A 12,992-nucleotide genomic window follows, 5' to 3' on the forward strand; every position below is an offset into this window, starting at 1 on the left:
CGCCACATCGCATGGCGTACATCAAGGGCGAGGATCGAGCCGACGACCACGACGAGCCGGCCGGGTGCCCGTTCTGCCGGGCCCCCGGCCTGCCGCCGGACGAGAGCCTGGTCGTGGCGCGCGGCGAGGTCGTGTACGCGATCCTGAACCTCTACCCGTACAACCCCGGCCACCTCATGGTCGTCCCGTACCGGCACGTGGCCGACTACACCGACCTGACCGAAGCCGAAACCGCCGAGGTAGCGTCGTTCACCCAGTCGGCGATGCGAGTGGTCCGCCGGGTGAGCGGCGCCCACGGCTTCAACCTGGGCATGAACCAGGGCTCCGTGGCGGGCGCCGGGATAGCCGCCCACTTGCACCAACACATCGTCCCGAGGTGGGGCGGCGACACGAACTTCATGCCGGTGGTGGGCCGCACGAAGGTCCTGCCGCAACTGCTGACCGACACGCGCAAGCTGTTCGCCGAGGTCTGGCCGGCCTCCTGACCCGCACCACCGAAGTCCGGGCAACGATGGCTGCCCGGATCTTCTGTCGAGTTCCAGTCGATGATCCACCGCTCGGTGGCCACGACGAGTCGTAGCGCAGGGCCTCCAGGTGTGTGACCGGCAGGCCAAGCCGGGCGCCGAGCTGGTTGGCCAGGACCGTCTTCCCGGCGCCGCGAGCCCCGACGATGGCGATCCGCTGCACCTCAACCGCCCTCGTCGCAGGAAGAACACCCCGATCCGGGGAACCCGGGCCGCGCGGATGCCAGTGTCCACGAACAGCGCCGCGCGCCGTCCACTCAGTACCGCCAGCGGGTCGCGGCGACGACGTCGTCCGGCTCGCGGCCGGCGAACAGCTCGGCCTCGCCACGGCGTACCGCGAGCAACGCCTCGAACAGCGCGTCGCCCATGACGTCGCGCAGCCCGGCGTCGGCGCGAAGCCGCTCGATCGCCTCCGGCAGCGTCGCCGGCAGGCGGGGCGGCTGGTCGCCGGGGCCGAGCGCCGCCGGGTCGCCACGCACCTCGGGCGGCAGCCGCAGGCCGGCCCCGGCCGAGTCCGTGACGATCGCGCAGACCGCGCCGGCCACGAGGTAGGGGTTGGCGGCGCCGTCGCAGGCCTTGAGCTCGGCGTTGGCGCACCGCTGCCCGGCGCCCGGCGGGCCGGCGACGAACCGCAGCGCGGCCTCGCGGTTCTCGTGACCCCAGCACTGGAACGCCCCGGCCCAGCGCTGCGGCACCAGCCGCAGGTAGCTGGCCACGCTCGGGGCGCCGAGGGCGCACAACGCCGGCAGCCGATCGAGCACCCCGGCCAGGACCGACTCGCCGCGCTGCGTCATGCCGTAGGGGCCGGGGCCGCCCGCGAACAGATTGCCCTGCCCGTCGCGGACCGAGAAGTGCAGGTGCGAGCCGTTGCCGACCTGCCCGGCGGAGACGACCGGGGCGAACGAGACCCGCAGCCCGTGGCGGGCCGAGACGGCGCGGATCGTCTGGCGCACCAGGACGTTGAGGTCGGCGGCGGCCACCGGGTCCGCGGCGGCGACCGAGACCTCCAGCTGGCCGGGGGCGTACTCCGGATGGAACTGCTCCACCGCGACGCCCTGGGCGGCGAGCGCACCGAGCACGTCGGCGGCGTACGACGACAGCTCCACGACGCGGGTCATGCCGTACGCCGGGCCGGTGGACGCCGGTCGCGGTGCCGGGTCGTCGGCGCCGGCGAACCACTCCACCTCGAACGCCATGCGCAGCGTCAGCCCCGCCGCGGCGGCCCGCCCGGCCATCGCCCGCGCGAACCGCCGCTGGCACGGGCGGTACGGCTCGCCGTCCTGGGTGAAGCGCTCGACCGGCGCCCACGCCCACCCCGGCTGGGCGGCCAGCACGGTCAGGCGCTCCAGGTCGGGGACGAGCCGCAGGTCGCCGGTGGGGCCGCCGATGTGTGCGCTGGTGGTCACCGAGTCATCGACGAGGAACACGTCGAACACCGGCGACATCCCGACCCCCTCGACGGCGGCGTCGGGCAGCCGGCTCACCGGCACGGACTTGACCCTGGTGATGCCCGCGTTGTCCACCCACGTCAGCGCGACCGCCTGGACCCCCGCGGCGGCGAGCACCCCGGCCGCGTCGCGCGCCTGTGCGTGGTCCTGCTCCGCCGTCGCCCGCCGGTTCATGCCGCGATTCTCGCCGGGCCGCGGCGGGCGCCGCCCGGGTCCGCGCCCGCTTCACCCGCCTTCTCAGCCGCCGGCGCGCTACGCTCCCGGCCGCGGTCCCGTCGGTCCCGTCGGTGCCGACGATCGCGCGTCGCGGCGGCCGGTCGCCGCCGGCACGCGCGACCACCACGCCGCGGGGTCTACCGCGACCCTGGGGCGGATCGCGCCGTGCGGGAGCGCCGCGTGCACCCCCACGACGCCGTTGACGACCTGGGTGACCCCGCAGGCCGTCTGGCTGCAGAGGTTCAGCGCCTCCTTGCGCTCGAAGCCGAACAGGTCCTGCACCAGCGTGGTCATGTCGCCCCGCGCGCCGTACGCGGCCTCGTCGACGCTCTCGGCAAAGCCGAACGCGATCCACTCGCCGGGGTCCTGGCGCGCGGGGTGGTCAGCCGCACGTCGGGTACCACCGCCAGCTCCACGACGACGGCAGGTTCGTCGGCGAGCACAACGGAGAGTTCCTCCCGCAGAACCCACCGGCGTCTTCTACTCCGGCGAGGTGGGCCGGGACATCCCCATCCAGCTCGACTCCTGGGCCGGACCCGCCCGAGCCGCGCGGCCCCCGCCCCGCCTTCCCGCTGACGTTTCTCCGGTGGCCACCCCGGCGCGCTCCCGCTCGCGCCGCCGTGGCCACCGATCGTCCCGCCCGGTCCGCGCCCGCCCTCGCCGCGGCGTGGACGCCGGCCACGCCCCGGCGGCCGGTGTCAGGTCGCGGCACCAGTCCACCGCACCGTGAGCCTGCCGCTCGGCATCGTGAACATGCATCGGCCCTGCGCGACATCGCGGACCTCGTGGGCCGCTGTAGTCGGTGCGGTGGCCGGTTCGACGATCAGCTGTACGTCCCGGCCGCAGTAGCGGTCATGCCAACGCACGACCTCGGCCGCCATCTGCTCGGCGAGCGTCTCGCCGCGCCGCGCGGCGCTCCCCGGTCGCCGCACCGCGAACGCGGCCTAACTCGGCCAGACCGCCGCGCCACCGCCCCTCCGCGGTGGCGCGGCGACCAACCAACTCACCGCTTCCAGAACGCCTTACGCATTCACCGCTTCCTCAACGCCTTGCGCATTCACCGCGTCCTCAACGCCTTGCGCATTCACCGCGTCCTCAACGCCTAGCGCATTCACCGCTTCCAGAACGCCTTGCGCTGCGGCTCCGCGTTCCCGCCCCCGCCGGCAACGCGGTCCAACTCGCCGAGGGCGAACTCCCACAGCTCCGCCAGCGGCCGGGTCACGATGGCCTGTGCGGTCAGCGCGTCGGCCAGCGCGCGGAGCTCGGGCAGAGCCAGCGCGGCCAGGCGCGATCCGAGGTCCTCCAGCAGCTCCCGCCGCTCGTACTCCGGCCGCCCCTCCGCCTCCCGCAACCGCGCCGCCTCCTGGGCCGCCAGGGTGCGCACATCCATGCCACCGCCTGCGATGCCGTCGTCCTCCTTGTCCATGTCCGGCAGGACCATGCGTCGGCCGTAGCCGCGCTGAGGTGCCGCCTTGCGCTGGACGGGACCGCCCCCACCTGGAGCCGGCGGAGCCATCCCGGCCGGGGCCATCGGCGGCGGCGCCGCTGCGTACCGGGGCGCCGCCGAGGCCGGAGCCGCGAACGATGCCGCTCCCGCTCCCGCTCCCGCGGCCGCGGCGTACCCGACCGGCATCGACGCCAGCGTCGGCCGAAGCGGCGGAGGCGGCGCCGAGCGCGGCATCTCCCACCCCGCGGGGCTCTCTACAGGCTGCGTCACCTTCCGCGGCTCGCTGCCCTCGGTGACGACCCGGCTGTCCACCGCCACGAAGGCCGTGAACCGGCACAGGACCCCGAAGCGCAGCGACGTTTCGGTGATGCGCTGCTCCAGCGGCGCACCGGTGACGTACTGGTCCTCGAGATCCCGCAGCAGCGACCGCGCCCAGACCGCCGTCAGCGCCGTGAAGTCGTGCCGCTCCGCGGGGACCGTGGCCGACCACGGGCTGCCGTCGCGGGTGGTGCCGCGGATCGTCAGAGCACCCGCGACCGGGCCGCGGTAGCGCCCACTCACCACATACGGCACCCCCGGGAACACATCCGCCAACCGAGCCGGCGTGCGGGTGTCGTCGAGCAGTGTCAGCCCCTCGGCGGCGATCGTTACGCCGCTGACGACCGGAGCCCCGATGCGCCGGTGAATGCTGTCCATCGCCTCGTCGAGCCGATCCTCGCTCTCGACCAGCTCGCAGCGGCCCCCGCCGGCGATGGCGAGGCGTCCGAGGAAGCCGGCGTTGACGGCCTGGTCGATGCCGACCGTGTGGATGCGCACACCGTGCACCGACGACGACACCGTCCGCAGGATCTGCTCCTCGTTGCCGACCTGCCCGTCAGTGACCAGGACCAGCACCCGGTCGCGAGCGCCGTCGGGGCCGAGCAGGCGCAGGCCCTCAAGGAGCGGTTCCAGCAGCTCCGTGCCGCCGCGGGCGTCGACGCGCGCCAGGTGTTCCACGGCACGATAGCGATTCCGATCGGTACCGCCCGCAAGCCCCGCCCCCAGCGACTCCGGCGTCTCGATCCGGTCGTCGAAGGCCAGCACGGCGAATCGGTCCTGAGAGCCGAGCGTGTCGACGATCCGGGCCGCGGCGCGTCGGGCCGCCACCATCTTCCAGCCGCCCATGCTGCCCGACCGGTCCAGCAGCAGCACCACGTCCCGCGGGCGCGGCGGCCCATCGGCCTCGGGCGGCAGCACCGTCAGGCGGTACGTGCCTTCCTCGCCGTCGGCATCGGGTGCCAGCGCGAGGCTCTGTGCGCCGGCCCCATACGCCAAGCGGAGCACGAAATCGCGGTTGGCCCGTTCGCCAGGGTGTACCGAAACCTGGTTCTCCGCCTTCTCAACCGCGTGCAGGCTGGACCTCACGTCGCCGAGCGGCAGGCCCGCCGGGTCGATGTCGACGTCGATCGACAACCGCAGCGGATTGGGGAAGCCGGGCAGCAGCACCGGCGGGCTGATTCGCGAGGCGTCGGGGACCGCGTCGGTGTCCAGCGCGTACCCGTCGCCAACACTGTCACCGTCGAGCGGCGCCCCGGGGATGTACCGCGGCGCGACCACGAGCGGGAAGCGGAACGTCGCCTCGCCGTCCTCGAACGCGAGCGGCCCGATCAGGGACAGCTGCACGCTGACCCGCTCTCCGGGCAGGATGTTGCCGACCCGCATGGTGAACACGTCGGGCCGCTCCTCCTCGGCGATCGAGGCGCGCTGCCCGGCGGCGATAGCGTTGTCGTAGGCCTCGCGGGCCGCGCCGCGCTCCTGCAAATCGGCCTCGATCGTCCGGCCGTCCGCGGTCATCGCCATGCTGACCACGGCGGCGCGATCGGGCAGCGGGAAGATGTACGTCGCCTCGAGCGGCTCCCGGTGGACGTTGACGAATTCCTGCGTGAGATCGGTGCGGGCGACCAGGCCGGTGATCGCGGCCCGCACCTCGAGCCGGTCGAGCGGGAGGTTGCCGCGCTCGGTGCGCAGCGCACCCAGCCCAGCCTCGTCCGCGGGCGCGGCGGCCGTGCGCGCCTCGTCCTCGGTCATCGTCGCGAGTCTCATGTGGCGCTCCCTCTCCTCATCGTCGTCTCGTCCGCTGGGACCAGTCCCCGGGTCGCGAGCAGATCCATGAGCTCGCGGGCCGCGCCCCGGATGGCTTCGAGGTCGTCCTCGTTCGGTGTCGCGTTCAGCAGCAGTACCGCTCCCCCGCCCAACGGCACCCCGCTGAGCAGCCCCGTTCCGACCGGCGCCGATCGCCGGTCGGGCACTACCCATCCCGTTGCCACATGCTCGCCCGCTGGCGCATGCGCTCCCGCTGACGCCCGCTCGCCCCCTGACGCCCGCTCGCCCCCTGACGCCCGCTCGCCCGCTGGCGCATGCTTGCCCGCTGGCGCATGCTTGCCCGTCGCCGACTCGGACCACGTGCGGTCAACCGGGCCCGGACCCGGCGTGGCGTGCACAGACTCCGGCCGGACCGTCCCGGCCTCCGACAGTGCGGGCTCGATCGGCGCCGGATCCGGCCCCGTGTGCTCGAACGCCGGCCCGGTCGACCCGGCCTCCGGCCGCACTCGTTCAATTTCCGGCCGCACGCGCCCGAGCCCTCCGGGTCGCATCTGGTCCAGTGCGGGGCGCACGCCTCCCTGCTCGGGCCGGCGTTGCCCCCGTCGCGCAGCATCCGCAGGCTTTCGCCGCGCCCGTTCGGACCCGTCCGCCTCCGCGGAGTCCGGCTCCTGTGCCACATACTCGGCCGGCCGCTGGACCCAAAATCGGCGCGGCGCCACCGTGGACTTGGCGTTGGTCGTGGTGTCGGTCAGTTCCGCGATGCGCTGGAGCACCTCATCCGGCACCTCGGCAAGCTCCGCCTGAATCTCGGCGATCTTGAAACCCTGCGACTGCCGCCGCTTGATCGCCACCAGTTGGGCTAGATGCCGAGGCCCGTACCACGCCGTCCGCCCGCGCATGACGGGCCGATCGACGAGGCCAATCGTGGTGTACCACCGGACGGCGCGAGCATCGGGCACGTCTCGCACCCTGCCGTTCGGCGCGCCCGCGTAGGCGGTGTCGTCAAGCTGGTCGGCAACCTTGCCGATCAGCTCTTCGAGCGTCCACTCCTGTGCGGTCATGCCAGCAATACTGACACTGTCACCTTGACAGTGTCAAGGTCTGGGTTTAGATTGCTTGGCATGACGACATTGACCGGCCGCCCGCACACCGCCCTGCTAATCGTCGATGTCCAGAACGGTAGCGTCAGCCGCGCACACAACCGGAACGGTGTCATCGCCAACATCAACACCCTGCTCGACAAGGCCCGGGCCGAGCGTGTGCCGGTCGTCTGGGTGCAGCACTCCGACGACGAGCACCTCCTCCGCGACACTGAGGACTGGCAGATCGTGCCCGAGCTCGATCCGCGGGAGTCGGAGCCGCTGGTGCACAAGCGATACTCGGACTCGTTCGAGAGCACGGACCTGGAACAGCGACTGGCCGAGCTGGGCGTCGGACGGCTGGTGGTCACTGGGGCGCAGACCGACATGTGCATCCGCGCCACGCTTCACGGGGCGATGGTCCGCGGCTATGACGCGACGCTGGTCGCAGATGCGCACACGACGGAGGACCTGACGGAGTGGGGTGCGCCGGCACCGGAGCAGGTCATCGCCCACACCAACCTGTACTGGGCGGACGAGCATGCCCCGGGCCGACGCGGCGGGACCGTGGCGACCAAGGAGGTCACCTTCGACTGATCGAAGGCGCGGCGTCGGAACTTGGGCGTGCTGCATTCGCGAGTGCAGCCGCTGGACGAGTGTGGGTGATCCTGCCGCCGTCGCCAGAAGCGCAGAGCGGTGAGGGACAGGCGTGAGGGGGCGATGGTCGGCGACCTTACGGCCGCAGCCGTCGGCATTCGTGGTCCGGGCGGTTCCACTGGGCCATCGGCTGCTGGCACCGTAGTGCCGGGCCGCGCCGGCCGGGGCAGGGCAGGCCACGCCAGCCGGGCCGGGCCACGCGGGCCGCGCCCGCCAGGTCGGGCCGGGCCGTGCCGGGCCGCAGGCCCAGGACCGGGCCGCGCCCGCCAGGCCGTGCAAGGCCGAGCCGCGGGCGCAAGGTCGGGCCGGGGACGCCGGGCCGCGCAAGGCCGGGCCGCAGGCGCAAGGTCGAGCCGGGGACGCCGGGTCCCAGGCCCAAGACCGGGCCGCGGACGCCAGGCCGCGGACGCCAGGTCGGGCCTAGCCAGGCCGCGGGCGCAAGGTCGGGCCGGGCCTGGCCAGGCCGCGAGGGGCCGCACCCGCCAGGCGCGGCGCGCCACGCCGGGCCAGGCCAGGACGCGCCGGGCTGAGCACAGGTCAGGTCAGGTCAGGTCAGGTCAGGTCAGGTCAGGTCAGGTCAGGTCAGGACGCGACCGACGGGACCGACGGGACCGGACGAGGCCAAGACGGGACCGTGGTGCCTGGCGGTGCAGAGCGTCGCAGCAGTTACCGAGGCGGGGCACGGACGAAAGAACCGGCACAGCGCCGCCACGCCCAGCAGCGGCTGGGGGTGAACGAGGCAGTGCAGAACCGAGGCCGGGAGCTGGGCGAGCGGTGTCAGTGGGACGAGGGCGAGACAGGACAGCAAGAGCAGCGGGTGGGTTGGTTACATGGTGCTGTCCGGTAGGCGAGGGAGGCGGATCTCGGCTCGGATGCCCGGGCGCGCGTCCGCCAGGCGTGCTGTGCCGCCGTGGCGGCGGGTCAGCTCGCGGACGATGGCCAGGCCCAGGCCGCTGCCGCCGGCGTCCCGCGCGCGGCCGTCGTCCAAGCGGGCGAAGCGGTCGAAGACGCGTTCGCGTAGTGGGGCGGGGATGCCCTCGCCGTCGTCGGTGACGGTTACGAGGACCTCCGAGGTGCCCTCGGGGACGACGGCCAGCGTGACGCGTGAGCGGGCGTGGCGTACGGCGTTGTCCACGAGGTTCAGGACGATGCGGTGCAGCGCGTCCGGGTCGCCCTCGGTCCAGAGGGACTCGCCCGGTGTGACGGTGACAGTGTCGTATCGCTTCGCGAGCGTGGTGAGCAGGGTGCGCAGCTCGACCGGCTCCACGGCGGCGCGGCGGTGGTCCGAGGCGTCGGCGCGCGCCAGGAGGAGCAGGTCGTCCACCAGGCGGGTCAGGCGGTCCAGGTCGGCGATCACGTCGTCGGAGACGGCGGCCCAGTCGCCGAGTTTCTGGGCCACCTCGATCTGGATGCGGATCGAGGCCAAGGGGCTGCGCAGCTCGTGGGCGGCGTCGGCGATGAACGAGCGCTGGCGGGCGCGGGAGACGGCGAGCCGGTCGAGCATGTGGTTCAGGGTGATCGCCAGGCGCTGGATCTCGTCGCTGGAGGGTGGTACGGGCAGGCGCTCGTCGGTCGCGGCGCCCGTGATGCGCTCGGCGCCGAGGCGGAGGCGGTCCACCGGGGAGAGGGCGGCGCCGACCACGCGCCAGGCTATGGCTACCAGCACGGCTATGAGCGCGGGGTAGGTGACCCAGAGGGCGTTGCGCAGCAGGTCGAGGCTGCGGTGGTAGTCCGCGAGCGGGACGGCTACGAGGATGATCCGGCCGTCGGCGGCTCGGTGGGCGGTGACCCGGAGCATGTCGGGCTGGACGGCGCGGTCGCCGGGCACCTCGACGCGTTGGCCGTGCAGGGCGCGGTCGATTTCCGCTCCGCGCAGGATCGGTACCAGTAAATCGGCACTTCGATCGCCGGCCAGCACGCTGGTGCGGTCCGGGGCGAGGATCTGCACGACCTGGTTGGCGGGGGCCGGCAGGGTCTCGGGCAGCTTCCCCCCCTCGTCGAGCAGCGAGGACATCTCGGCGACCGTGGAGTCCGCGGAGCGGTCGAGGGAGCCCCGGAAGCTGTACGTCATCGCGAACGCCATCGCCGCCCCCGCGAAGCTCAGGCCGACCACGAGACCCGTGGTGCCGAGCAGGACGAGCCGGCCGCGCAGCGAGAGTGACGCCCACCACCTCATGTGCGCAGCCGGTAGCCGGCGCCGCGGACGGTCTCGAGGAGGTCGCGGCCGAGCTTGCGCCGCAGGTACCCCACGTAGACCTCGACGGCGTTGGGCGCGGTGTCGACGCTGGCGTCCCACACGTGGTCGAGCAGCTCCGTCTTCGACACCACCTGGCCGGGCCGGCGCATGAGGTACTCCAGCAGCGCGTACTCCCGCGCGGTGAGCACGATCTCCTCCCCCGCGCTGGTCACGCGGCGCCGGGCGGGGTCGAGGGTCAGCTCCCCGACGGTGAGCACGCTCGGCCGCTCGGGCGCGCCGCGGCGCAGCAGGGCGCGCAGCCGGGCCACGAGCACGACGTACGAGAACGGCTTCGTGAGGTAGTCGTCGGCGCCGCAGTCGAGGCCGTCGGCCTGGTCGTACTCGCCGTCCTTGGCCGAGAGCATGAGCACCGGCACCCAGTTCTTCTCGGCGCGCAGGGTCTGCACCACGCGGTACCCGGACAGACCGGGCAGCATGATGTCCAGGATCACCGCGTCGTACCCGCCGTGGCGGGCCATCTCGAGCCCGTTCGGGCCGTCGACGGCCACGTCGACGGCGAAACCCTCCGCCTGCAGGCCACGCTGCAGCGCGTTGGCCATGCGCATCTCGTCCTCTACCACCAGCAGCCGCACGCGGTACAGCGTGGCATGCTCGCCTGTGGCCCGGCACAGACGGTCTCAGCGATGTCACAGCCGTGGCACCGCACCATGGTTGGCAGGAGGTGCAACCAATGTCCACTTTCACGTCACGACCCGTCCTTCGGTGGGCGGTGCCCGCGGCAGCTGCGGTCGCTGTGGTCGGTGCGGGCGTGGCCGCGAAGACCCTCGCCGTCGCCGCCGAGCCCGACCTGGCGCCGCGCACCGCTGCGCAGCTGCTCGTCGATCTGCAAACCGCCACGCTGGACGGACTGTCCGGCACGGTCGTCGAGCGCGCCGACCTCGGCCTGCCGGCGATCCCGCTCCTGACGGGTGACCAGAGCGCCAAGCTCACGTCGCTCCTCTCCGGCAAGCACACCCTGCGCGTGTGGTACTCGGGCCCCGACAAGGCCCGCGTCTCACTGCTCGGCACGCAGGGGCAGAGCGACATCGTCCACAACGGCAACGACACCTGGGTCTGGGACTCGCAGGCCAAGGAGGCGCAGCACTTCACCGGGCAGCCGGGGAAGGGCGAGGAGGGTGCGAAGCCGTCGCCGACCGACCTGCCGAAGTCGCCGCAGGAGGCCGCCGACCTGGCGCTCAAGGCGATCGACCCGACCACCCAGGTCTCCACGGGCACGTCGGCGAAGATCGCCGGCCGCAACGCCTACGAGCTGGTGCTCCGGCCCCGCGACACGTCGTCGCTGGTCGGGGAGGTTCGCCTGGCGATCGACGCCGAGAAGAAGCTGCCGCTGCGGGTGCAGGTCCTGCCCCGGGGCACGGCCAACCCGGCGTTCGAGGTGGCGTTCACCTCGGTGAACTTCGCCCGCCCGGACGACGCCGAGTTCACGTTCAACCCGCCCGCGGGGACCAAGGTCACCGAGGCGAACCCGCAGGAGAAGGCGGCGCAGGCCGAGCGGCAGAAGCAGCAGCACGGCAACGCCGGTGACAAGCCGAAGACCGCGGTCATCGGCACCGGCTGGGCGTCCGTCCTGGTGCTGCGGTCCTCCGACGGGACCAAGGGCGCTTCCGCCGACGAGCAGAAGAAGGCGCAGGACGCCATCGCCCAGCTGCCCGCCGGCAACGGTGGCCGCACGTTCAACAGCAAGCTGGTGAACGTGCTGTTCACCGACGACGGCCGGGTGCTCATCGGCTCGGTCACGCCGGAGCGGCTGGCCCAGGTGGCCGCCGACCCGGCCGCCGCGCTGCAGTAGCGCTCAGCGATGCGAGGGGACCGCGGCCCGGCCGCGGTCCCCTTCGCGTTCCTGGCGCCGGTGCTCGGCCGCGCGCCGGAGGGTCGCGACCGAGTACATGTCGCGGGCCCGGCGCAGCAGCGCCTCCTCGCGCGCGGTGTCCTGGCGGACGGTGAAGCCGACGGTGCTGTACGCGAGACCGGCCAGCACCAGGGTGGCCGCGACGCACACGGGCGCCAGGAGGGTGAACAGCGTGCCGCCCGTGACCTCGGCCCCGCCGGGCGCGGGCTGCACCCGCAGCGCGGCCATGACCATGTAGTGGGTGCTGCACACGGCGAGCGCCATGATCACCGAGGCGCAGAACATGGCGGTCGTACCCCGCACGACGCTCGCGCACCAGAGCGTCACGGTCGCCCCGACGATGGCGGCGACGGCGGCGACGAGCAGCGTCGGGGCGTCGTACGCGATGATCCCGGCGATGCGCATGGACATCGGCCCGGTCGCGTACACCGCGGTCAGCCCGATGCCCGTCAGCACCCCGGCCGGCAGCACCTTCCAGGCGCTCGGACGGCCCCAGCCCACGATGTAGAGCCCGAGACAGTAGACGACGACGGCGATGCCGAACCCGAGGACCGTGATCGGGATGTCGTACCGCACGTCAGTACCCGGCACATCGACGCCGAGCATCGCCATGAAATGGGGCACCCAGCTGCCCGTACCGCCGATCGCCAGCGCCGACAGGGTCAGCCAGCGGGCCCGGCTGCCGCCGGTGGAGGCCCGGGAGCGGCTGGTCAGGAACGTGCCGAGCAGGCAGCCCAGCATCGACATCGCGAGGGCGAGCGCCGGCGTGATCCAGCCGTACGCGAATTGCTCAACCGAGGTCACCCGGTCGATTGAGCCAGGCGTGCCGTACGGCCGATCGGACAGGATGTGCGCGGTTTGCCCGTTCGTGGCACGGGTAGCCGATATGTATGACCGAATCCGACCACTCGCTCGTGGGCTCCGGCGCCGCCGGGCGCGCCACGCAGGGCGAGGCCGACGAGACCCTGGCCGAGGAGCGCGAGTCGGAGTGGGTGTCGCCCGACGCCACGCCGCCGTCGGCCGCGACGACCCCGCCGGACGTGCCCGACAACCCGGAGATGCCCGACCCCGACGGATCGCACCACCGGCTCTGAGCCCTACGCCGCTCTGAGCTCTAGGCCCCGGCCCGCTGGACGTCCTGCTGCTCCCGGCTCGGGCCGAGGTCGGGCCATGCCCGCGGCGGGTCGGTCTCCTCGAGCTCGACCCGGTCCTCGGGCCGCACGGGCGCGGGCAGTTCCCCGAAGCGCGCGTGCCGCAGGAAGCTCAGCTCGGCGTCCGTGAAGCGATCGTCCGGCACGTGGCAATCGTACGTCGCGAACGGTTCCGCGCATCGCGCCCGGGCCCGTGAAGAGGGCGCGCGAACCCGGCCGGCTGCCCGGCGGGACGCGTGAGCCAGGGCCGCAGCGGGCGTGCCGCACGGGGTCGTCCGGCGA

At 73.2% G+C, this 12,992-nt stretch carries 12 protein-coding genes; 4 read left to right on the top strand and 8 right to left on the bottom strand.

The features are described 5' to 3' along the window. Nucleotides 1-11 precede the first annotated feature (11 nt). Nucleotides 12-485 carry an HIT family protein gene (locus ACQP2P_RS36000; protein WP_433619410.1) on the top strand — a complete coding sequence of 158 codons (474 nt, stop codon included), beginning with the start codon at nucleotides 12-14 and terminating at the stop codon, nucleotides 483-485. Between the two features lie 296 nt (nucleotides 486-781). Here the strand turns inward: ACQP2P_RS36000 and ACQP2P_RS36005 are convergent, their stop codons facing one another. The 4 genes from ACQP2P_RS36005 to ACQP2P_RS36020 all read right to left on the bottom strand — a co-directional run bounded on the left by ACQP2P_RS36005 (nucleotide 782) and on the right by ACQP2P_RS36020 (nucleotide 6,778). Beyond that, nucleotides 782-2,146, bottom strand: coding sequence for a glutamine synthetase (locus ACQP2P_RS36005; RefSeq protein WP_433608606.1), 1,365 nt, complete (start codon nucleotides 2,144-2,146; stop codon nucleotides 782-784). A 78-nt stretch (nucleotides 2,147-2,224) separates the two neighbouring features. Beyond that, on the bottom strand, nucleotides 2,225-2,482 hold the full coding sequence (locus ACQP2P_RS36010) for a hypothetical protein (protein WP_433608608.1): 258 nt from the start codon (nucleotides 2,480-2,482) through the stop codon (nucleotides 2,225-2,227). 817 nt (nucleotides 2,483-3,299) lie between these two features. Then, on the bottom strand, nucleotides 3,300-5,717 hold the full coding sequence (locus ACQP2P_RS36015) for a VIT domain-containing protein (protein WP_433608610.1): 2,418 nt from the start codon (nucleotides 5,715-5,717) through the stop codon (nucleotides 3,300-3,302). After that, nucleotides 5,714-6,778: a MerR family transcriptional regulator gene (locus ACQP2P_RS36020; RefSeq protein WP_433608612.1), complete on the bottom strand. Its 1,065-nt coding sequence runs from the start codon at nucleotides 6,776-6,778 to the stop codon at nucleotides 5,714-5,716. Before ACQP2P_RS36020 ends, ACQP2P_RS36015 begins: the two co-directional genes overlap by 4 nt. Before the next feature lie 60 nt (nucleotides 6,779-6,838). Between ACQP2P_RS36020 and ACQP2P_RS36025 the strand changes: the two genes are divergently transcribed. After that, complete coding sequence (locus tag ACQP2P_RS36025) at nucleotides 6,839-7,393, top strand: cysteine hydrolase family protein (protein WP_433608614.1); 555 nt, start codon at nucleotides 6,839-6,841, stop codon at nucleotides 7,391-7,393. 886 nt (nucleotides 7,394-8,279) lie between these two features. Here the strand turns inward: ACQP2P_RS36025 and ACQP2P_RS36030 are convergent. Together ACQP2P_RS36030 and ACQP2P_RS36035 are read right to left on the bottom strand one after the other, a co-directional pair. Beyond that, nucleotides 8,280-9,629 carry a sensor histidine kinase gene (locus tag ACQP2P_RS36030; protein WP_433608616.1) on the bottom strand — a complete coding sequence of 450 codons (1,350 nt, stop codon included), beginning with the start codon at nucleotides 9,627-9,629 and terminating at the stop codon, nucleotides 8,280-8,282. Further along, entirely contained in the window at nucleotides 9,626-10,282 is a 657-nt protein-coding gene (locus tag ACQP2P_RS36035) for a response regulator transcription factor (protein ID WP_433608618.1), read from the bottom strand. The genes ACQP2P_RS36030 and ACQP2P_RS36035 overlap by 4 nt, the downstream gene beginning before the upstream one ends. Before the next feature lie 176 nt (nucleotides 10,283-10,458). Here ACQP2P_RS36035 and ACQP2P_RS36040 point away from each other — a divergent pair, with 176 nt between their 5' ends. Then, nucleotides 10,459-11,499 (top strand): LolA family protein, encoded by a 1,041-nt coding sequence (locus tag ACQP2P_RS36040; protein WP_433608620.1) that lies wholly within the window; start codon nucleotides 10,459-10,461, stop codon nucleotides 11,497-11,499. A gap of 3 nt (nucleotides 11,500-11,502) precedes the next feature. On the opposite strand, the gene ACQP2P_RS36045 is transcribed toward ACQP2P_RS36040, so the two are convergent. Continuing rightward, entirely contained in the window at nucleotides 11,503-12,363 is an 861-nt protein-coding gene (locus ACQP2P_RS36045; RefSeq protein WP_433608622.1) for an MHYT domain-containing protein, read from the bottom strand. Between the two features lie 86 nt (nucleotides 12,364-12,449). On the opposite strand from ACQP2P_RS36045, the gene ACQP2P_RS36050 reads away from it, so the two are divergent. Further along, on the top strand, nucleotides 12,450-12,653 hold the full coding sequence (locus ACQP2P_RS36050) for a hypothetical protein (RefSeq protein ID WP_433608624.1): 204 nt from the start codon (nucleotides 12,450-12,452) through the stop codon (nucleotides 12,651-12,653). Nucleotides 12,654-12,673: 20 nt separating this feature from the next. Here the strand turns inward: ACQP2P_RS36050 and ACQP2P_RS36055 are convergent, their stop codons facing one another. Further along, nucleotides 12,674-12,856 carry a hypothetical protein gene (locus ACQP2P_RS36055; protein ID WP_433608626.1) on the bottom strand — a complete coding sequence of 61 codons (183 nt, stop codon included), beginning with the start codon at nucleotides 12,854-12,856 and terminating at the stop codon, nucleotides 12,674-12,676. Nucleotides 12,857-12,992: the final 136 nt, after the last annotated feature.

The organism is Dactylosporangium sp. CA-139114, from assembly GCF_050955725.1.
GTDB lineage: Bacteria > Actinomycetota > Actinomycetes > Mycobacteriales > Micromonosporaceae > Dactylosporangium.